This window comes from Gracilibacillus saliphilus, assembly GCF_010994085.1.
Classification (GTDB): domain Bacteria; phylum Bacillota; class Bacilli; order Bacillales; family Amphibacillaceae; genus Gracilibacillus; species Gracilibacillus lacisalsi.
In genome coordinates, this window is record NZ_WJEB01000001.1 from 426,642 (window position 1) to 445,290 (window position 18,649).

Sequence of the window (18,649 nt, forward strand, 5' to 3'; positions counted from 1 at the left end):
GTCTGTTATCTTTTTAGCAGTATGATAAATTGGAGTGAGTAAAATGTGGAATTTCAAAAGGACACTATGGATAGTAGGGGGGAGTCTCAGTCTTATTATGGGGTTAATAGGGATTATCGTCCCATTACTTCCTACAACGCCATTAGTCCTATTAGCAAGTTTTTGTTATGGTAAATCATCGCCTCGCTTGTACAACTGGCTTATGACAAATCCATACTTCGGGCATTATATAGCAGATTATAAGAGCGGGAAAGGTGTGCCGCTTCGAATTAAGGTTTTTGCTGTTACCGTTGTTTGGACAAGTGTAATATTTACGCTTACTATGATACCTTTATTTCTTGTAAAGGTCTTTATGCTTGGGATTGCTATCTTTGTAACATTATTTATCTTTACTTCGCCTCTTTTAAAAGTGAAACATAAAAGTTCAGAAATAATGGGGTGAAAAACATAAGAAAAACCGGGAAAGCCCACCCGATCCTGTGTAAATTAGTTGTTTTGACCTAAATAATAGGCGTAACAACCGCTGCGGCTTGCCCACTTCTCTTTCCGTGGGGCGTGTCTTCAGCTAACTTTTGTAAAGAAGATCCCTTTACAAAAGTGGATCTTCAGATTACGCTGATCCCACGGAAAGAGAAGCAGGCAGCCGGAGCGATGCTTTCCGTCTACATATCATTTCAGTATGACCACCTATGATACAAAAATACTATCATGCCGCGCTTTCCTATCTGATAAGAAAAACCGGCAACCCCTGCCGGTCCATTATTACTTTGATAGTAATGATGAAATATTTGAACAACTTGACCACCACTGCGGCTACTTGGATTATTATTCCATAAAAGCGCTGAATTATAGCATTGAAATCTCTAAATAAGTTTTCCTTATGAAAAAGGTATACCTCCTTCGATTAACTATCGAAAAAGAGGTATACCTTCTTATTCGTCATCTATTGATTGTTCATTGGCTGCACTGTGGGCTAAGCGGGATGAGGCAGCAGCTGCGATTGCACCCACGATGTCATCTAAAAAGGTATGACAACCTTGAGATTTATCGTTTAATTTCTCTAGAATACCAGGTTTTTGTTTGTCGATGTATCCATAATTCGTGAATCCGATCGAACCGTAGACATTGACGATCGACAATGCAATCACTTCATCAATACCATACAAACTTTCATCTGTTTCCAATATTTCCTGGAGAGGAGACTCTAATTTATTTTCTTCTGCTAAAACATCAAGTTGAATACCGGTTATGATGGCATTTTGCACTTCACGTTTCATTAATACCTTGTCTACATTTTCGTAACAATGCTCTAACGTTAATTCATCCTGATATTTATTCTGTAAAAAATAAACTAATTCTGCAATATCCTCTAAGGTGACACCTCGATCTTTTAACCATTGCCTTGCTTTTTGTTCTAATTCTGTCTGTTTTCGTACATTTGTCATACTTGATCACATCCTATATTCATCATTTTCATTTCATGGTATACATATAGTTTATTATATAGACATTAAAGGGGGAAATACAGTGCATCCTATATTCTTACACTACCCAATTCAGGTGCCTACTAAACAAGTCTCAGACAAACCGTATTTAACTTTTGCAGATCAGTCGTATTATTATTTTATTATACCTACATCGATAACAGAACGATTTGCTCTTGAGTTATATACAATTGCAACGCATTATCATCAACAAGGCTGGACGAATGTTACTTGTCCGATTCCAAATGTACACAATCAATTTCTTACGTCCATTGGTAAGGAGAAGTATTTACTATGTTATGCGATATATAACGATGATCAACGGGAAGAAGCCACTAAATTATCTGGTTTTCATCAAACTGGGTTTGGCTATCCATATCAACCAAGTACGATGAACAGCTATGGAAGATGGAAAGAGTTATGGATTACCAAGATAGATCAATATGAGGCACTTTATAAACAATTATATCAACAACGACCAGCATCTCCCTTTATCCGCGGATTTGTCAACATGTTTCCCTATATTGTTGGCCTGGCAGAAAATGCAATTCAATATATGCATATTGTCGAACAAGAATCACAATTTAATGAAAGTGATCAGCCTTCGATTACTTTCGGACGTTATCAAAGTGATATGAGCGAAGTATTTATTTGGAGTAATCGCTTTGTTTATGATCATCCTGTTCGTGACATGGCGGAGAAGTTAAGGAAGTACATGCTAACTCCGAATGGATTATCCTCTCAGGAATGTCAACAATTTTTGCAACGCTATGTATCTAACATACCAATATCAGCATTCGGATGGAAACTATTATATGCTCGATTGATTTTTCCTATTCATTTATTGGATTCCATGGATCAAATTCGCCAAACTTCTAATCATCATTTAGATATAGATGAATTGGTCGAAAATCAAGCTGTTTATGAAGAAAATTTGCGGACATTTTTTTATCAAATCGGAATTGAGCAAAGAGAAATAAATAGTATACAAATAGATTGGTTGTTAGATGTGTAGTAGATAGTTATTCATGCATCTCCATTGGCAAAGATGGAGGTGTATATTTTTTTTAATTTTTAGACGATTGTGCCTTGATAAAGATCGGATTCACATGTATAATGTCCACTATATATAAACAGATGTACACGTAACGTAAACAAAGGGAGGACGTCTAGATGGATCAAGTTAATGTTGGTTTATGTGGGCTTGGTACAGTCGGAACTGGGGTTGTCAAACTGTTACAAAGCCACGCTGATGAAATAAAATATAAAGTTGGTAGTGAAATTCAAATAAAAAAAATTCTGGTTAATGATACGAAAAAGAATCGAGATGTTATCATCCAGCAGGAATGGTTAACCGATAATCCAGAGGAATTAGTTAACAACCCGGAGCTCGATATTATAATCGAAGTGATGGGAGGTATTGAAGATACTAACCTTTTGTTAGAAAAAGCAATCCATAATAAAAAACATATTGTCACAGCTAACAAAGATTTAATGGCGGTTCACGGTCAGAAATTACTACGATTAGCCAAAGAAAATAATTGTGATATTTTATATGACGCTAGTGTTGCCGGTGGTATCCCGATTATTCGCTCATTAACAGAAGGACTTGCATCTGATCGTATTCAAAAAATTATGGGGATTGTTAATGGGACAACTAACTATATTCTTACCAAAATGACAGACGATGAATTAGAATTTGAACCAGTTTTAAAAGAGGCACAAGCACTTGGTTTTGCCGAAGCAGATCCTACGTCAGATGTGGACGGATTAGATGCTGCGCGAAAAATGACACTGCTTGCGAACCTAGCATTTAAAATGGAAATTGGCTTAGATGATGTGGAAGTGTCAGGAATTCGAACAATTTCGCAAGAAGATATTACTTTTGCGACAAGTTTAGGGTATACTATTAAATTAATAGGGATTGCATCGATCCATAATGGAAAAGTAGAAGTAAGTGTTGAGCCAACACTTTTACCGAAAGATCATCCGTTAGCATTAGTAAAAAATGAATTTAATGCCGTATATGTCTATGGTGAAGCAGTAGGGGAGACGATGTTCTACGGACCAGGAGCAGGAAGCATGCCAACTGCAACAGCGGTTGTTTCCGATTTAATGGATGTAGTGAAAAATATCCGCCTTGGTATTACCGGAAATGAGTATGTCATTCCACAATATGAAAAACAATTAAAAGAAAATGATGAAAAGTATATGCAATATTTCATTCGTATGGAAGTAGATGATGAAGCTGGCACTTTCCAAAACATAACGAACGTGTTTACCAGTGAAAAAGTGAGTTTCCAAAAGATCTTGCAATTACCTTCTGACAAAGAAAAAATGGCAGAAATTGTGATGGTTACGCACAAAATCAGTAAGCAGCAATTATTAAATAGTAGAGAAAATCTAAAAGGATTAGACGTTGTTAATGAAATAATCAGTTGTTATCGCGTCGATGGGGAGGATTAATGACTATGGCATGGCAAGGACTGTTGAAAGAGTATCAAGAATTATTACCAATTACTGAAAAAACTCCAATGTTAACTTTATATGAAGGGAATACACCTTTATACAAATTAGAAACATTATCTGAAAAATATGGGATAAATGCATATGCAAAATTTGACGGATTAAACCCAACAGGTTCATTCAAAGATCGTGGTATGGTGATGGCTATGGCAAAAGCTGTAGAAGAGGGTGCAAAAGCAGTTATCTGTGCTTCAACCGGTAATACATCAGCATCTGCGGCTGCCTTTGCTGCCAGAGCTGGTTTAAAATGTATCGTGGTTATTCCAGATGGAAAAATAGCACAAGGTAAACTAGCACAAGCAGTTATGTATGGCGCTGAAATTTATGCTATTGATGGTAATTTTGACGATGCATTGCGCTATGTACGTAAACTAGCAGAATCAGGTGAAGTGGCTTTAGTGAACTCTGTTAATCCATACCGTATCGAAGGCCAAAAAACCGCTGCATTTGAAGTTTGTGATGAACTAGGCAAAGCACCTGAGTACTTATTCATTCCTGTAGGTAATGCCGGAAACATCACGGCATACTGGAAAGGATTTAAAGAATATAATGACAAGAAACAAACAGGTTTACCGAAAATGATGGGGTTTGAAGCAAGTGGTGCGGCAGCGATTGTACATAATCGCGTATTCGAAAACCCAGAAACAGTAGGTACAGCTATTCGCATCGGTAATCCTGCAAGCTGGCAAGGTGCTGTAAACGCTCGTGATGAATCTAATGGTCAGATCGATGAAATTACAGATGAAGAAATGATTGAAGCATACCAATGGATTGCCCAAAATGAAGGGGTATTTGCTGAACCAGCTTCTTGCGCATCTGTGGCAGGCTTACTGAGAAAATTAAAAGAAGGTAAAGTAGAAAAAGGATCAACAGTTGTTACAGTTTTAACTGGTAATGGCTTAAAAGATCCAGATACAGCAATCAATTATAGTGAAGTTAAACCTACTGTATTGCCAAATGAGGAAGAAGTAATCATCAATGAAATTTTAGGTAGTGTCAAGGCATGAGCTGGTCAATAAAAGTACCATTGAGTACATCTAACTTGGGAGCGGGTTTTGATTCGATTGGTTTGGCACTAAACTTATATTTAGAATTACATGTAACAGAAGCAGATCAATGGGAATTTATAGCTAGTTCTGCCTGTTTGGAAGGAATTCCAACAGGTAAGGACAATTTAGTCTATGAGATTGCGGAACAAGTGGCGACCCAATACGGGCGACCTGATCAAATGCCTGCCTGCCGTGTTGAGATGAAGAGTGAGATTCCGCTTGCAAGAGGTTTAGGAAGCAGTGCAACAGCTATAATTGCTGGAATAGAATTAGCCAATATTTTATTGGATTTACAATTAACTGATGATGATAAACTTCAAATTGCGACAGATATTGAAGGGCATCCGGACAATGTAGCACCATCTCTTTTAGGTGGTTGTGTGGTTGGGCATTACGACGGTAAAGTGTCTTACACACAAATTCCAGTAAAAGGTGTTACTTTTGTAGCGGTGATTCCAAGTTTTGAATTAAAAACAAAGGATGCTCGTGCTGTATTACCAGATCAATTTACATTTAAAGAAGGTGTGCAAGCCAGCAGTGTAGCGAATGTAAGTGTAGCGGCTATTTGCCAAGGTGATTGGGAAACATTAGGTGAGATGATGGAAAAAGACCCTTTCCACCAGCCATATCGAAAAGCATTAATTGCTCACTATGATGAGCTTTATAGTTATTTAAATGAAGGTGCTTATGGCGTTTTTCTAAGTGGGGCAGGTCCGACGATGATTGCAGTGGTGGATGATAAAAAGGTATTTTCACTCGTCAAAAAGTGGAAAACAGAATACCCAGAATATCAATGGCTCCCGCTACAAGTAGAAAACACCGGATCGTTCGTTGAACAAATCCGTGAAGAAATTAAAAAATAACAATAAAGATTACTTATTGATAAGAGATAACCCCATTTTAAACGGGTTTATCTCTTTTTTTGTAAGTTAAGTATAAAATTAGCGCAATGAACGTGTTCCGCTAATTACTTCGCTTTCCGCGGGTACGGCCTCAACTAACTTTGCAAAGAAAAACATTTTCAAAGAGGATTTTCAGCTCCCGCTAATCCCGCAGGAATCCCCGTAATTTGTCTACGCTATGAGGAGGTGCAACCATTCTTGTCATAAGTAATAGTTGACTTTGTGAAAATTGCTATTTGTGAGTAAATACAACCATGTTACCTCATGCTAGCGTTGTAGAGGACGATCATAGCGAAGGCCGCCCATTTCCACTCCTGTGGGAATTGTTTGACCTGAAGATCCACTTTTTCGAACGAGTTTTCTTCGAAAAAGTTAGCTAAAGGACAAAACCCAAGGAAAGGGAAGTGGGAAGCCGGAGTGGCGGTTAAGCTGTTCAACTATTTCATCATTATTAAATTAGCATTTAACAATGGTCCGGCGAGGTTTGTCAGTTTTCTTATTCACTTTTATGGCATGATCATGGACCAAACTTATTTGAAAGGACAAGGATTCATTAAAAATGGATACAAAAAAAGGAAACGCCTCTCACGTAGGACCGTTTCCTTTTTTATAATGTACAATTAAAATACTTGTTCAATTTCAGTTACACCAGGTACTTCTGCCATTAGTGCACGTTCAATCCCTGCTTTCAAAGTAATGGTGGAGCTTGGGCAGTTACCACATGCACCCATCAAACGTAAACGTACGATACCATCTTCCACATCGACTAATTCGACATCGCCACCATCACGTAATAAAAATGGACGTAATTTATTTAATACTTCCTGTACTTGAGCTGATTGTTCTTCCATGAATGGAAACTCTCCTTTCCTTACTACTACTCTATTATCAAGGTTGTTTGTTTATAAAGCTATCGTATATGTCACATGAATGATAAACATTTTCAATATCATTTTATCTGTTATTCATTTATTTGTAAATAAAAGTGTGTTAAAAATATATTAGGCAGATGAACCTTAAGATATACTGAAGGTGTGATATAATGATGATAAGAATCAGAGTTGGATTTTGTGTAAAAAACCTTGCCAAAGGTACTGAGCAAGTCCGACAACAATTATTAAAAGATCCTGATATAGATGTAGCAGAATATGGTTGTACAAGTTATTGTGGTATTTGTCGCCATTTTCATAAAGCAATTGTAAATGGAAAACCAATCACTGCAGATACTCCAGAGCAATTATTAGATAATATTAACGATTATATCGATAATGAACTAATGGATCAGTTATAAAAGAGGAGATAAAGAAATGAATATACCTTTTACAAAAATGCATGGACTCGGAAACAGTTACATTTTTATCAATGTATTTGACTTTCCATTACAAGAAAATATTCTGGCCGATTTGGCAATAGCTGTTGCAGATAAAGATACAGGAATTGGATCTGATGGTTTAATACTAATTCACCCTACTGATAAAGCCGCTGTTGGCATGCGCATCTTCAATAAAGATGGTTCAGAAGGAAAAAACTGTGGCAACGGTTTGCGTTGTGTAGCAAAGTATGCCTATGAACATCAATTAGTAGATGCAAAACAATTTACAATCGAAACAAAAGCAGGAAATGTTAGTGCAGAAGTACACGGAGACCGATCACAAGTAAAGGAAGTAACCGTTGATATGGGTGTGCCGATATTAAAACGATCAAAAATTCCTATGTTAGGTGAGGACCAGGATCAGGTTGTAGCTGAGCCATTTGAAGTTCAAGACGAAAAACTGGAAGTAACTACCGTTTCGATGGGGAATCCGCATGCTGTTTTTTTCGTGGATGATATAAATGAAGCACCTTTAACAACATTGGGACCGATTATTGAAAAAGATCAACGATTCCCTGAAAGTGTCAATGTTGAGTTTATTGAGCAAGTGAATGACGAGGAAATTCATTTTCGAGTATGGGAACGCGGATCAGGTGTGACACAGGCATGTGGTACTGGGGCTTGTGCTTCGGTCGTAGCATCGATTTTAAATGGTAAATTAGAAAACGGAAGAGAGATAACCGTTCATTTAGCCGGAGGGGATTTATATATTACTTGGGCAGCAGATGATCATGTTTGGATGCGCGGCAAAGCGGAAACGACGATTGAAGGAACATTTTTCATGGAGTAAATCCAAAGCAAAAATATTGAATTACAAGAATTGAGTTTGTATACTTGATCATACAATAAGTATTACAAGTACTTAGAAAAAGGAGTTTTTTCTATGGTTATTAATATTACGGATAACGCAAGACATCAAATAGAAGAAATGATGAAAGAAGAGGATGCAGAAACAGTACGTTTACGTTTTGGTGTCAAAGGTGGAGGATGCAGTGGTCTTTCTTATTCATTAGCGTTTGATTATGATGTGAATGAAGAATTAGATCATACGGAAGAATCAAATGGTATCCCATTAACAATCAAGAAGTTTGATATTGATGTGATCGAAGGAACAACCATCGATTTCAAACAGAACATGATGGGGGGCGGATTCACAATCGATAATCCGAACGCCATTGTTTCTTGTGGTTGTGGATCATCGTTTAAAGCGAAGGAACGAGAAGGAACACCGGGAAATTGCTAATTTTAAAGACTGTTGTATCAACATTTGTTAGAGATTTAATGCTTTTATTTAAAGGTGGAATTTTCCAAAATAAAAATCTCTAAATGGTTATGAATTACAGTAAGAATATGAAGATTCACAAGTGTGAATGAATGTGCATAATAACAACCCCAGATTGATGTAATCGAGGCTGTGAATCACTACCTTTTTGATAGTAAATGTTTAAACAATACTATTGAGGAGGTAGTTTTTTTATTGCTTTAAACAAGAGGAAGAAACGAAAACCAGTAGGAAAAATGTCTAATCAAAAGGAATATCCTAAACTTACGTTGGAACAGGCAATTGATTTAGTCATTTCGGGAAAAGTGCAGAAGGATTAAGAGAAAGAACCTTGAAGGATTATCAAAAAGACTGGTGGTACTTTGTTAAATGGCTGAATGTCATATACTTCCCTTGTAATTGTTCAATTTTCTTTAACTGTTTTTTAATCGCTTCTAGTTCTTTATTAAGCCGACTTATCGAATGAGCAGAACTAGAACTAATGTCTGCGAGAGTTTCATACAACTTTTTCTTATTAGAAATGAATTGTTCAATTCTTTTAATGACCATATCCTCTGCTTCACCTGCCTTAATGGAATTAGCTTAACATGCGGAGGATCCTTTGTTATGAAAGTCACTACAGACGTAATAGCGGTGTTTTTGTTTCATTCCATTTTTTAGTGTGTATGTTGTAATAGAAGGAACCATTGATTGACCACAATCTGGACAACGTAAGAGGCGACTAAATAAAAATGGTTCGTTCGATCGACGTTGCTTAAACGACTCACTTTTTCTTCTTGCTTGTACAATATTTCATTCATCGGAAATAATAGCTTCATGCTTTCTTTCTACAAGGATGGGATTAGGATTTTTCCCTTTTCTACGTTTCGTCATATATCCTGCTTTATTTAAGTGGTTAGAAATTGCTCTTAGCCCTTTACCATCTGTATACATATGATAGATGAGTTGTACTACTTTCTGCTTCCTTTTCATTGATAACAAGTTCCTTCTTTACAGTGTCGTATCCAAATACAATACCACCGTTCTATCGCCCTTCTAATGCCTGTTGCTTCATTCCTAGACTTACGTTTTCTGCTAAAGTATTACGCTCCATTTCAGCAATAGAAGCCATAATTTGAAGTACTAAACGGCCTATAGGACTACTGGTATCAAAGTTCTCAGAGTCGGATATAAATTTTACATTGTATTTTTCAAACTTATCTAGAATCGTGAGTGTATCTAACATATTTCTTGAAAGTCGGGAGATTTTCCATATTATTACAGAAATCCGTAAAAGGACGTCCAGAAATGAAACGGCTAATTCTGAAAGAAAGCTTATCCGAAGTTGGTTTTAAATTCATGGAAATAAAGACATTCCATCATGGTAAATGTATTTTTATGAATCAAGAATTTAAAGGGAGAAAAATACATGAGTATCAGTGAAAATATATATTTTTTCTAGTTGGAGCTATAGTATTTGTTATTCTTTCAATTAGGCTTATTTTTAGAACGGAAAAAATGGACAATTGTGTTATCGAGCGTGCTTGTCATTGGGTATGTGGGATGCTATTAATACTATCCTACATTGAAAGTGAATACGCATATACTTTTTTGTTCAGTCAGCAGATGTTATATCTGTAACCACATTTTCACCTCCTAGTTACAGCCATCCGAATCAAGGAGAATTCCAGCCCGTATATGCAGCGGTTTCTAGTTGGTTACAAACGTTAATTCAAGAGAATCCTAGTTTTCGATACCAGTGTATTGAACAGGATAATGAATTCACTCCATCGCGGATATTTATGCATGAGTTTGCTGCTGTCCAGTCTCAAACTGAATTACCTAAACACATTGAACAGGTGCGCTATTTAGTTGGTGAGCGTTGGGGGTTAGTGTTACGTCCATATATATCTAAAAATCAAACCGAAGAGGAAGTGCCATTCCGAAAAGCTGGGAGCTATGTGATTACTGGTGGACTTGGAGGCATAGGTTTCACATTGGCCAACTTTCTAGCTAAGAACTATCAAGCTAAATTGGTATTGATCGGGCGTTCTTCCCTCACTACAAAACAACAAGCACAAGTACAGGACTTGGAAAGGCTTGGGTCAGAAGCAATCTACCAACAAGCAGAAGTTACTCAAAAAGAGGATGTACAAGCACTTGTTGTGGCAGCTAAGCAGAAATTTGGAGAAATCAATGGAGTTATACACGGTGCGGGTGTGCTTCGTGACGGCCTTATCATGAATAAGTCACTTGATGAAATACAAGCAGCAGTTGACCCTAAGCTGTATGGCACGTTGTGGCTTGATGAATTTACTAAACATGAGCATCTAGACTTCTTCGCTCTTTTCTCATCGTTAGCATCTGTATATTGAAGAAGAGTGGATCAAATTTATCCACGTCATTGATGAATCCTCCCCATTTACTATCACTATAACTATGCTTCGGTTCCCATCGTTCCTCTGAAATTTCGGTAATACAATCCTTTCCATCTTTTAGATTCTCCCAAAATTCATCCAGGTTATCCGCCATCGGGTAGCGTCCGCTAACACCAATAATAGCTACAGGTTCATCACCTTTCCTATCCGTATTAAAGAAAAGTCGTATGGGCGTATTTGTCGTCGTTATGTATGATCAATACCAAATGTATGGCATACAGAATGTACTGAAGGGTGAAGGCTTTGTCCCGGGTTCTTCTCATGCATCAGTAGCTAATCGGGTGTCGTACTATATGGACTGGACCAAGTATGGCAGTGGATACGATGTGTTCTTCTTCCTTAACGGCACTACATCTTGCTTGTAAGAGGGGTGAAGCTGATACCGCAATAGCGGGTAAGTCAATCTATCAAGGTTTGATTCTGTCAGTTTAAAAGAACTATCAGACGAATTGAGTACTTTGTATCAAGTTGACATTTTACTAACAGCGTTTTTTGATCAGAGTCACATTGCTGGTATAGCAGAATACATGCTAGACGAATTCAGTGATGAAATACGGTCTTACTATCAAAACAATCAAACCTTAGAGGTTAAGCAGGCAACAGATAAAGAAAGAAAACTGAAACAACCAGAAACACCTGTCTCAAAATCGCAACATACAAGCAATTATGAGCATGAGCCTATTGCCATTATTGGAATGGATGGTATTTTTCCACAATCCAAAAATTTGGAGGAGTACTGGAACAACCTGGTGAATGAGACTGACATGATTTCAAAAGTACCTGAGGAGCGTTGGGATTGGAAGGAGTTTTCTGACAAGGCTAGTAAACTTTATTCCCCTTCGAACTGGGGTGGGTTTATCGAGGATGTTGATAAATTTGATCCAAGATTTTTTAACATTTCACCTTATGAAGCAGAAATGATGGACCCACAACAACGTCTAGCATTACAGACGGTATGGAAAACAATCGAAGATGCAGGATATAAGGCGTCTTGCTACTCTGGACGTAAAGTTGGATTATTCATTGGTGCACAGTTCCAGGATTACTTACAATTGCTGCACGATGATGAACAGTTTAATGCGCAAATGGGAACTGGTAATGAGCTTTCCATTTTAGTGAATCGTATCTCTTATCTGTTAAATTTCCATGGGCCAAGTGAACCCTACAACACCGCATGTTCTAGCTCATCAGTTGCTATCCATCGTGCGGTTCAATCAATTAGAAATGGTGAGAGTGAAGTAGCGATTGCGGGTGGAGTTAGCTTAAATTTAGCACCATATGGTATGATTAGTACTGGACAAATGAGAATTTTATCACCAGATGGACGTTGTAAAACATTGGCGCCGGTGCCAATGGTTACGTCAAAGGGGAAGGAATCGGCATGCTTATGCTGAAGCCATTAAGTAAAGCGATTGCTGATAACCACCATATTTATTCCGTTATTAAAGGTACAGCTGTCAATCATGGTGGTAAAGCTAACTCATTAACGGCACCCAATTCTGACGCACAGGCGAGCTTGTTAACGGAAGCTTATGAAGAAGCGGGCTTTGACCCGGAGACTATTAGTTATTTAGAGCTGCATGGTACTGGTACAGAGCTTGGTGTCCCTGTGGAATTTGAAGGAATTAAAAAGGCATTTAAACAACTAGCACGTAATCAAGGGAAGCAATTGACTAAGCAGTCCTATTGTGAAATCGGCTCCGTCAAGACAAACATTGGTCATTTAGAGCCTGCATCAGGAATTGCAGGAATTATGAAAGTAATTCTTGCGATGAAACATAAAAAATTACCAGGAATATTGCATCTTAATGAAGTCAATCCATATGTGCGACTTGATAAAACGCCATTTTATATCACGGAAAAAACGCGTAATTGGGAACGGATAACGGACGATTGTGGTGATAAAGTTCCACGACGGGGCAGGAGTTAGTTCCTTTGGCTTTGGTGGTGTGAATGCTCATATTATTTTAGAAGAATATGAGGAGACCCCAGAAACAATTGAAACGGAAACTAGTAATCAATTAATAGTATTGTCTGCAAGAAATGAAGAACGGTTAGTAGAATATGCACAACAATTTATAGATTTTATAGAGAAGGAGACAATGAATCAGAAGCAGTCTTCCTTATCAAAAGACAGCTTCCAGTCGGAGTTAACCGACATTATTGCTAAGATTATGAATGTTAGTCCACAGGATATAGACCCATTTGAGGAATTTGAAGATTACGGATTCGGAAATGTGCAATGGAATCGCTTGTTTACGGAGTTATATGCAAAATATGAGATGGACCTTCAGCCGGCGATGACAATGCAGAACTACTATAAGACAATTAGTGAACTAGCAGACTATTTACAATCTACATTTGGAATCGGCGGGCAAAGTGATACTAACAAAAACCATTATGATATGGGCAAACGCTGGGCCTGTACTTTACAAATGGGTAGAGAGGAAATGGACACACGAATCGCCTGTGTAGCAGCTACTCCTCAGGAATTAACGGCAATGTTAAAGGATTTTGTGCGTGGAGGAGATAGCATTAATGGACTCTACCAAGGGAGGGTCGTTTCCGCTAGCGGTTTGGATGAACAGACAGTTAATCAAGAGGAAGAAATCGAACAATTATTGCAAACTGAAGATTTGCATCAATTGGCTAGAAAGTGGATAAATGGAGTACAAATTAATTGGGAAAGGTTATTATATGCCAATCAGGTAATCCAACGTGTATCACTACCGACTTATCCGTTCGCCAAGGAGCGTTATTGGGCACCAAAATCTCAACCCAAAAAAGATCGCATTCAAACAGAACAATCTCTCATGAATAGGACCAATCTTGAATTAGCGGTTACGAGTATCGAAGGCGAAGAAACCGAGACAAATAAGGATTTAAACCGTGAGCAGATAATCCAAATGTTAAAGGAAATTTTAGCTGAAAAGCTAAAGCTTGATCCAACGGAAATTGAAGAAGATGTAGAACTTTCTGAGTATGGTGTCGATTCTATGCTTTCTTCGGTAATTATCCAAGTTGTAGAAGAACGTTTTGGCGAACAAATGGATGCGAATGTTATCGTGGAGTACCCAACTATTTCTGCTTTGGGTGACTATATTTTAGAAGAAATGAAGCCACTGGATATCGAATCAACACGTGTATCTTCCAAACCAAAGGTAAGGAAGCCGAAATACCCACCGGAATTGATTCCAATTAACACAAAGGGGAATAAACAAATTTCCTTTTGGTTCCATGGGGCTACTGGGTATTCTACCGTTTTCCGAAATTTATCTCGGATTTTGGGACCAGACTATCCAATGTATGCTTTTCAAGCACGTGGAATGGGTGGTAAAACAATGCCGCACTTGTTTGACGAAATGGTTGACCATTATTACAATTGTGTCCGAATGATTCAACCGAACGGACCTTACTTTTTTGGTGGATACTCCTTCGGTGGATTAGTCGCCATGGAAATTGCACGACGTCTTAAAGCGGAAGGAGAAGAAATCCTACATCTCATTATGTTTGCCACCTATCCACCAACGGAAGAAGTGAATGAACTATTCTATGGAACATATGATTTTGACTTTTTGAAGCTATTTCTAGTAAATGCGTTTTTAAAGTCGGATGAGAATCCGGAGCTGTTGATTACAAATGAAGATATAAAAGATGTACCTAGACGCTTACAAACCTCTTATCTTGCTAAATTAGCTAAAGAGAAAAGCGGTACGTTAATCGAAACAGATGAAATTTGTAATTTTATAAGAGGTGGAATGCTTGTTTCTGACTATGCGGAAGAAGCTTATGCTACACATAAACCGGATTCCTATGATGTATCTAATGTGACATTTTTTAAAACTACAAAAGGTTTCGTATCTGACGACAATCCACTAGGTTTACTAGGAGTAAATATTTTAGATGGTTACGATTACTCTACTTACTGGAATAATATGGTGAAGAAGGATTTAGATGTCTTTACAGTAGAATGTGATCACAATGGGATATTAGAAGAACCAATTCTTAGCGAGGTTGCTCCAAAAGTGCTTCGTTTACTAGAATCATGTAGTTCTATGAGTGAAACAAAGAAGAGTAAAGAGACTGCACCAGTACAAGATGCCACACTCCTGCTACAAACCTTCCAGGATATGGACGTATTCCAGGAAGCAGGCAAAATATATAACAAACAGGAACTGTTAGAAAAACTTGAATTGTCACCAGTGTACTCAAGTCTCTTTAACTCTTGGATTGAAATACTAGAGCTGGAAGGTTACATTCGGATGGAGAATGGAAAAATCCCTACAACAGAGGTAATTGAAAGTCTATAGTTAACAATTCTCACATGTTTTTTAATAAATCATGGGAGAATGAAGTAATCCAAAAAGGAGATATTGTCCATGATTGAAGTCAAAAATTTAGATTATACCTACCCTGGAAAAACTAAGCCGACTATAAAAGAAGTGAATTTTAATGTTGAAAAGGGTGAAATTTTTGGATTTCTCGGCCCTTCTGGAGCTGGAAAGAGTACGATTCAGAAAATAATTATTGGCATCCTAAAGGGATATCAGGGACAAGTCCGTGTTATGGGAGAAAATATAAACCAAATCAATTCTAATTACTATGAAAACATAGGGGTATCCTTTGAACTTCCAAATCTTTACACAAAGTTTTCAGCAATGGAGAATCTGTCTTTTTTTCGCTCTCTCTATAGTGGGAAGACCAACGATCCGATCCAGTTACTTGAATCGGTCGGACTCGGGGAACATCGGAATACAAAGGTATCCAAATTCTCCAAAGGGATGAAAATGCGGCTTAATTTCTGTCGAGCATTTCTAAACGACGCTGACCTTATCTTTCTGGATGAACCAACCTCAGGATTGGATCCGACCAATGCACGATTGGTTAAGGAAATAATTTTGGAGAAACAACGGGAAGGCAAAACCATTTTGATAACAACACACAATATGAATGTAGCAGATGAAATCTGTAATCGCGTGGCATTTATTGTAGACGGACAGGTTGCCTTAATTGATACACCCCGCTACCTAAAGCTTCAATATGGTAAAAAACAGCTGCGTTTGGAATATATAAAAAATAATAGGACCGAAGCAGAGGATTTTATTTTAAAGGGGATTGGGAAAAACCAACGTTTTCTTGAACTATTAAAGTCAGAACAGATTGAACGCATGCATACACAGGAAGCAACATTAGAAGACATTTTTATAAAAGTAACAGGACAATATTTGGATAAATAGCCTACTAATTTGAAAGGAGGGATCTGTAAGTATTATGCTTTATATGTATGGGAAAATTATTTAGTCATATATTTATGCAGGAGGTTGTCCAAAACGTGAAGGGATTTTCAAGTAGAGAACGAGAAATTATTCAAAAAGAATTATTTGAAAAAGGTAAAGAGTTATTCGGTCAATTCGGCATAAAAAAAACAAGTGTTGAAGAATTAACCAAAGCGGTAGGTATATCAAAAGGGGCATTCTATTCATTCTATAATTCCAAAGAAGAATTGTTTTTTGACATACTTGAGCATTTTGAGTCTGAATTTCGTGAACGTTTACTCGAAGATGCCTTTCAACCAGGCATTAATCCAAAAGAAAGTTTAAAGCATTTCCTTAAGAAAGCAATTGTAATGATGGAGGAAAATCCTATCTTAGATCAATTTCAAAAAGGAGAAATGAATTATCTGATTCGAAAACTGCCAGAAGAGAAGCTCAAGGAACATTTTGGAGATGAAAATGACTTTTTCTTACAGTTTGTTGAAGAACAGAAACGACGAGGGATTTTTGAAGATTATGAATCCAAAGCCGTATCAGGGGTATTTAAGATGATTTTCTTTGTGAATATGAACAAGGACGGCTTTGATGAAGATTCTTACGATGAAGTGATTGAGCTTTTAGTTGACATGGTTTCGTCATATCTTATAAAAGAATAAATGAAAAGGGAGAGTTTTAGATGAAGATGGAGGTCAAGAAAGCTGCTGAAACTGCTGATGTTGTCATAATGGGTGCTGGGATTATCGGTCTATGTAATGCATTAATGTACGCTAAACAAAATATAAAGTAATCGATAACTTAAACCATAACAAAAAGAGCTATAAGGTTGGTGAGTCGTTATTAAGTCATAGTAATGCATTCTTGAGGACAATGGGGGAGTTGGATGAGTTTGCTATTAAGTCACATCCTAAGTTAGGAATATGGTTTACCCACGGGTTGGAAGGCGAAGAATCATTTGAAGATAAAACAGAGTGGGCCCTGTCTTACCAGGAGGATTGGTTTAACCACATGCCGGATACCTTGCAATATCGAGCAACCTTCCATGAAAAGCAATTGGTACCACCGGAGGCAGAAGCGTTCCAACTTTAGAAACTTCGTAGATACGATAATGTGACGATACTCGATTCTGCGTTAGTACAAGATGTCACCATTTACGATGGCGACCGTCTCCACGATATCGAGTGGGTCTGTCGAGAGACGAAGGAGACTGGTATCACAAGAAGTAAGTGGGTTATTGATTGTGCAGGACGGCGACGTATGTTGGCCAAGAAATTTAATCATGCAACAGGATTTGGTGATGACTTCCAAACAACTGCAATTTGGGCTCAATTTGAAAATGTATCGGATGACGTATTTGGTGATGTGTGGAAGTACACCCATCACAGTGGTGCGGAGAGTAGACGAGAACAGCATACTTGTCACCTTTGGGGAGATGGATATTGGATTTGGATAATTCGTTTGGAAGGCGGACGTATTAGTGTTGGTGTCACTTTTGATCAGCAGAAACCACCGCAGGGAAAAACACCTAAGGAGCAGTATTGGGATATTATTAAACGATATCCATTATTAACAAGGTTTCTTAAAGAAGAGCATATGCTTGAATTTCGGATGTACAAAGATGTCCAGTATACAACCGATACGTTTGTAAGTGAAAAGCGTTATGGGATTGTAGGGGATGCAGCGACGAACGTTGATGCATAATATAGTCAAGGGATTTCCATGTCACTGGTGACATCGTTTCATATTAGTAATATCGTATATGAAGATGTGAAGAAGAATGAATTGGATACAGAATATATAGATAGGATGAATCACAATTTGAAAGAAGACTGGCTCGTCATACGCAATATCATTAAAGAGAAATATACATCTGCAATAGCAGATAATCGTTTCTTTATCTTATCTCATTTACTAGATAATACAGTTTTATCTTCATGGTTGAACGAAAGATGGTATATTACGCGATTGCTTTCAGAAACGAAATGTAATCCTGCCAATGATAATAAATTACACATGAAATTACGTAGTAAACTGCGTAAGAATCTCTATCATTCTAAAGCTATTTCTATGAATATAGTTAAGCCTGAGACTGGACGTAAAATTCAAGGTTATTTGCAAAGGAAAATGAGTGAACGTGCACGTTGGCGTGTTAGTAACGGCGTACATACACCTAGAATGAAATTATTATGGTCTCCTCTTCCTAAACTATTTAAGATGCCTTTCGCTGGGAAAAAAAGTTGGTTGATATCACAGGGAAAGAAATAGAGATTAAGCATGCTAAATTCTTTCTTCCAAAGCCAAATGATACATCTCATTTTCCTTTTAGAGTAATTGTTCCTATTTTATT

General features: G+C 37.5%; 24 protein-coding genes and 1 pseudogene. 18 read left to right on the forward strand and 7 right to left on the reverse strand.

Annotated elements, in window-relative coordinates; all coding sequences use genetic code 11:
- Window positions 1-43 precede the first annotated feature (43 nt).
- Complete coding sequence (locus tag GHT08_RS02035; protein WP_163579345.1) at window positions 44-442, forward strand: YbaN family protein; 399 nt, start codon at window positions 44-46, stop codon at window positions 440-442.
- Between the two features lie 490 nt (window positions 443-932).
- Here GHT08_RS02035 and GHT08_RS02040 read toward each other — a convergent pair whose 3' ends face one another.
- Window positions 933-1,445 carry a phosphatidylglycerophosphatase A family protein gene (locus GHT08_RS02040; protein ID WP_163579347.1) on the reverse strand — a complete coding sequence of 171 codons (513 nt, stop codon included), beginning with the start codon at window positions 1,443-1,445 and terminating at the stop codon, window positions 933-935.
- Window positions 1,446-1,527: 82 nt separating this feature from the next.
- Here GHT08_RS02040 and GHT08_RS02045 point away from each other — a divergent pair, with 82 nt between their 5' ends.
- The 4 genes from GHT08_RS02045 to thrB all read left to right on the forward strand — a co-directional run bounded on the left by GHT08_RS02045 (window position 1,528) and on the right by thrB (window position 5,922).
- A complete protein-coding gene (locus tag GHT08_RS02045) occupies window positions 1,528-2,499 on the forward strand; it encodes a protein kinase family protein (protein WP_163579349.1) in 972 nt (323 codons plus the stop codon).
- A gap of 158 nt (window positions 2,500-2,657) precedes the next feature.
- The gene (locus GHT08_RS02050) at window positions 2,658-3,950 is read left to right on the forward strand and encodes a homoserine dehydrogenase (protein WP_163579350.1); all 1,293 of its coding nucleotides are present in this window, start codon (window positions 2,658-2,660) and stop codon (window positions 3,948-3,950) included.
- 5 nt (window positions 3,951-3,955) lie between these two features.
- Complete coding sequence (gene thrC / locus GHT08_RS02055; RefSeq protein ID WP_163579351.1) at window positions 3,956-5,017, forward strand: threonine synthase; 1,062 nt, start codon at window positions 3,956-3,958, stop codon at window positions 5,015-5,017.
- Complete coding sequence (gene thrB / locus GHT08_RS02060) at window positions 5,014-5,922, forward strand: homoserine kinase (protein ID WP_163579352.1); 909 nt, start codon at window positions 5,014-5,016, stop codon at window positions 5,920-5,922. Before thrC ends, thrB begins: the two co-directional genes overlap by 4 nt.
- A 659-nt stretch (window positions 5,923-6,581) precedes the next feature.
- On the opposite strand, the gene GHT08_RS02065 is transcribed toward thrB, so the two are convergent.
- A complete protein-coding gene (locus tag GHT08_RS02065; RefSeq protein ID WP_018930821.1) occupies window positions 6,582-6,812 on the reverse strand; it encodes a NifU family protein in 231 nt (76 codons plus the stop codon).
- Window positions 6,813-7,006: 194 nt separating this feature from the next.
- Here GHT08_RS02065 and GHT08_RS02070 point away from each other — a divergent pair, with 194 nt between their 5' ends.
- From GHT08_RS02070 to GHT08_RS02080, 3 genes are all read left to right on the forward strand, one after another.
- Window positions 7,007-7,252 (forward strand): DUF1450 domain-containing protein, encoded by a 246-nt coding sequence (locus tag GHT08_RS02070; RefSeq protein WP_163579353.1) that lies wholly within the window; start codon window positions 7,007-7,009, stop codon window positions 7,250-7,252.
- A gap of 16 nt (window positions 7,253-7,268) precedes the next feature.
- Window positions 7,269-8,123, forward strand: a complete 855-nt coding sequence (gene dapF, locus GHT08_RS02075; protein WP_163579354.1) for a diaminopimelate epimerase — start codon at window positions 7,269-7,271, stop codon at window positions 8,121-8,123.
- A 93-nt stretch (window positions 8,124-8,216) separates the two neighbouring features.
- Window positions 8,217-8,576 (forward strand): HesB/IscA family protein, encoded by a 360-nt coding sequence (locus GHT08_RS02080; RefSeq protein WP_163579355.1) that lies wholly within the window; start codon window positions 8,217-8,219, stop codon window positions 8,574-8,576.
- A 381-nt stretch (window positions 8,577-8,957) separates the two neighbouring features.
- On the opposite strand, the gene GHT08_RS22085 is transcribed toward GHT08_RS02080, so the two are convergent.
- From GHT08_RS22085 to GHT08_RS22100, 4 genes are all read right to left on the reverse strand, one after another.
- On the reverse strand, window positions 8,958-9,164 hold the full coding sequence (locus tag GHT08_RS22085) for a hypothetical protein (RefSeq protein ID WP_238343482.1): 207 nt from the start codon (window positions 9,162-9,164) through the stop codon (window positions 8,958-8,960).
- Between the two features lie 33 nt (window positions 9,165-9,197).
- The gene (locus GHT08_RS22090) at window positions 9,198-9,302 is read right to left on the reverse strand and encodes a hypothetical protein (protein WP_238343483.1); all 105 of its coding nucleotides are present in this window, start codon (window positions 9,300-9,302) and stop codon (window positions 9,198-9,200) included.
- Window positions 9,303-9,407: 105 nt separating this feature from the next.
- Window positions 9,408-9,587 carry a recombinase family protein gene (locus tag GHT08_RS22095; protein ID WP_238343484.1) on the reverse strand — a complete coding sequence of 60 codons (180 nt, stop codon included), beginning with the start codon at window positions 9,585-9,587 and terminating at the stop codon, window positions 9,408-9,410.
- 52 nt (window positions 9,588-9,639) lie between these two features.
- Window positions 9,640-9,840, reverse strand: a complete 201-nt coding sequence (locus GHT08_RS22100; protein ID WP_238343485.1) for a recombinase family protein — start codon at window positions 9,838-9,840, stop codon at window positions 9,640-9,642.
- 556 nt (window positions 9,841-10,396) lie between these two features.
- Between GHT08_RS22100 and GHT08_RS02090 the strand changes: the two genes are divergently transcribed.
- Window positions 10,397-10,969 (forward strand): ketoreductase domain-containing protein, encoded by a 573-nt coding sequence (locus tag GHT08_RS02090; RefSeq protein WP_163579356.1) that lies wholly within the window; start codon window positions 10,397-10,399, stop codon window positions 10,967-10,969.
- Here GHT08_RS02090 and GHT08_RS22470 read toward each other — a convergent pair.
- A pseudogene (locus GHT08_RS22470) lies at window positions 10,962-11,168 on the reverse strand (beta-ketoacyl synthase N-terminal-like domain-containing protein); the annotation flags it as partial. The gene GHT08_RS02090 and the pseudogene GHT08_RS22470 overlap by 8 nt on opposite strands.
- A gap of 188 nt (window positions 11,169-11,356) precedes the next feature.
- Here GHT08_RS22470 and GHT08_RS22540 point away from each other — a divergent pair.
- The 9 genes from GHT08_RS22540 (at window position 11,357) to GHT08_RS02140 (ending at window position 18,567) form a co-directional block, all read left to right on the forward strand.
- The gene (locus GHT08_RS22540) at window positions 11,357-11,464 is read left to right on the forward strand and encodes a beta-ketoacyl synthase N-terminal-like domain-containing protein (RefSeq protein WP_420370952.1); all 108 of its coding nucleotides are present in this window, start codon (window positions 11,357-11,359) and stop codon (window positions 11,462-11,464) included.
- Between the two features lie 26 nt (window positions 11,465-11,490).
- Window positions 11,491-12,426 carry a beta-ketoacyl synthase N-terminal-like domain-containing protein gene (locus tag GHT08_RS02105; RefSeq protein ID WP_163579360.1) on the forward strand — a complete coding sequence of 312 codons (936 nt, stop codon included), beginning with the start codon at window positions 11,491-11,493 and terminating at the stop codon, window positions 12,424-12,426.
- Complete coding sequence (locus tag GHT08_RS02110) at window positions 12,414-12,962, forward strand: polyketide synthase (RefSeq protein WP_163579362.1); 549 nt, start codon at window positions 12,414-12,416, stop codon at window positions 12,960-12,962. The genes GHT08_RS02105 and GHT08_RS02110 overlap by 13 nt, the downstream gene beginning before the upstream one ends.
- On the forward strand, window positions 12,931-15,342 hold the full coding sequence (locus GHT08_RS02115; protein ID WP_163579364.1) for a thioesterase domain-containing protein: 2,412 nt from the start codon (window positions 12,931-12,933) through the stop codon (window positions 15,340-15,342). The genes GHT08_RS02110 and GHT08_RS02115 overlap by 32 nt, the downstream gene beginning before the upstream one ends.
- A 69-nt stretch (window positions 15,343-15,411) precedes the next feature.
- Window positions 15,412-16,269, forward strand: a complete 858-nt coding sequence (locus GHT08_RS02120; RefSeq protein WP_163579366.1) for an ABC transporter ATP-binding protein — start codon at window positions 15,412-15,414, stop codon at window positions 16,267-16,269.
- Between the two features lie 95 nt (window positions 16,270-16,364).
- Complete coding sequence (locus GHT08_RS02125; RefSeq protein WP_163579368.1) at window positions 16,365-16,961, forward strand: TetR/AcrR family transcriptional regulator; 597 nt, start codon at window positions 16,365-16,367, stop codon at window positions 16,959-16,961.
- A 211-nt stretch (window positions 16,962-17,172) separates the two neighbouring features.
- Window positions 17,173-17,391, forward strand: a complete 219-nt coding sequence (locus GHT08_RS02130; RefSeq protein WP_163579370.1) for a hypothetical protein — start codon at window positions 17,173-17,175, stop codon at window positions 17,389-17,391.
- Between the two features lie 21 nt (window positions 17,392-17,412).
- Window positions 17,413-18,003 (forward strand): NAD(P)/FAD-dependent oxidoreductase, encoded by a 591-nt coding sequence (locus GHT08_RS02135; protein WP_163579372.1) that lies wholly within the window; start codon window positions 17,413-17,415, stop codon window positions 18,001-18,003.
- Window positions 18,004-18,021: 18 nt separating this feature from the next.
- Window positions 18,022-18,567, forward strand: a complete 546-nt coding sequence (locus GHT08_RS02140) for a hypothetical protein (RefSeq protein ID WP_163579374.1) — start codon at window positions 18,022-18,024, stop codon at window positions 18,565-18,567.
- Window positions 18,568-18,649 lie beyond the last annotated feature (82 nt).

What these genes read in the sequence shown, in the direction of transcription:
- GHT08_RS02035 (WP_163579345.1), top strand. Translation starts at nt 44, where the DNA reads ATGTGGAATTTCAAAAGGACACTATGGATAGTAGGGGGGAGTCTCAGT.
- GHT08_RS02040 (WP_163579347.1), bottom strand. Translation starts at nt 1,445, where the DNA reads ATGACAAATGTACGAAAACAGACAGAATTAGAACAAAAAGCAAGGCAA.
- GHT08_RS02050 (WP_163579350.1), top strand. Translation starts at nt 2,658, where the DNA reads ATGGATCAAGTTAATGTTGGTTTATGTGGGCTTGGTACAGTCGGAACT.
- thrC (WP_163579351.1), top strand. Translation starts at nt 3,956, where the DNA reads ATGGCATGGCAAGGACTGTTGAAAGAGTATCAAGAATTATTACCAATT.
- thrB (WP_163579352.1), top strand. Translation starts at nt 5,014, where the DNA reads ATGAGCTGGTCAATAAAAGTACCATTGAGTACATCTAACTTGGGAGCG.
- GHT08_RS02065 (WP_018930821.1), bottom strand. Translation starts at nt 6,812, where the DNA reads ATGGAAGAACAATCAGCTCAAGTACAGGAAGTATTAAATAAATTACGT.
- GHT08_RS02070 (WP_163579353.1), top strand. Translation starts at nt 7,007, where the DNA reads ATGATAAGAATCAGAGTTGGATTTTGTGTAAAAAACCTTGCCAAAGGT.
- dapF (WP_163579354.1), top strand. Translation starts at nt 7,269, where the DNA reads ATGAATATACCTTTTACAAAAATGCATGGACTCGGAAACAGTTACATT.
- GHT08_RS02080 (WP_163579355.1), top strand. Translation starts at nt 8,217, where the DNA reads ATGGTTATTAATATTACGGATAACGCAAGACATCAAATAGAAGAAATG.
- GHT08_RS22085 (WP_238343482.1), bottom strand. Translation starts at nt 9,164, where the DNA reads ATGGTCATTAAAAGAATTGAACAATTCATTTCTAATAAGAAAAAGTTG.
- GHT08_RS22090 (WP_238343483.1), bottom strand. Translation starts at nt 9,302, where the DNA reads ATGGTTCCTTCTATTACAACATACACACTAAAAAATGGAATGAAACAA.
- GHT08_RS22095 (WP_238343484.1), bottom strand. Translation starts at nt 9,587, where the DNA reads ATGAAAAGGAAGCAGAAAGTAGTACAACTCATCTATCATATGTATACA.
- GHT08_RS22100 (WP_238343485.1), bottom strand. Translation starts at nt 9,840, where the DNA reads ATGTTAGATACACTCACGATTCTAGATAAGTTTGAAAAATACAATGTA.
- GHT08_RS02090 (WP_163579356.1), top strand. Translation starts at nt 10,397, where the DNA reads ATGCATGAGTTTGCTGCTGTCCAGTCTCAAACTGAATTACCTAAACAC.
- GHT08_RS22540 (WP_420370952.1), top strand. Translation starts at nt 11,357, where the DNA reads ATGTGTTCTTCTTCCTTAACGGCACTACATCTTGCTTGTAAGAGGGGT.
- GHT08_RS02110 (WP_163579362.1), top strand. Translation starts at nt 12,414, where the DNA reads ATGCTTATGCTGAAGCCATTAAGTAAAGCGATTGCTGATAACCACCAT.
- GHT08_RS02120 (WP_163579366.1), top strand. Translation starts at nt 15,412, where the DNA reads ATGATTGAAGTCAAAAATTTAGATTATACCTACCCTGGAAAAACTAAG.
- GHT08_RS02130 (WP_163579370.1), top strand. Translation starts at nt 17,173, where the DNA reads ATGGGGGAGTTGGATGAGTTTGCTATTAAGTCACATCCTAAGTTAGGA.
- GHT08_RS02140 (WP_163579374.1), top strand. Translation starts at nt 18,022, where the DNA reads ATGTCACTGGTGACATCGTTTCATATTAGTAATATCGTATATGAAGAT.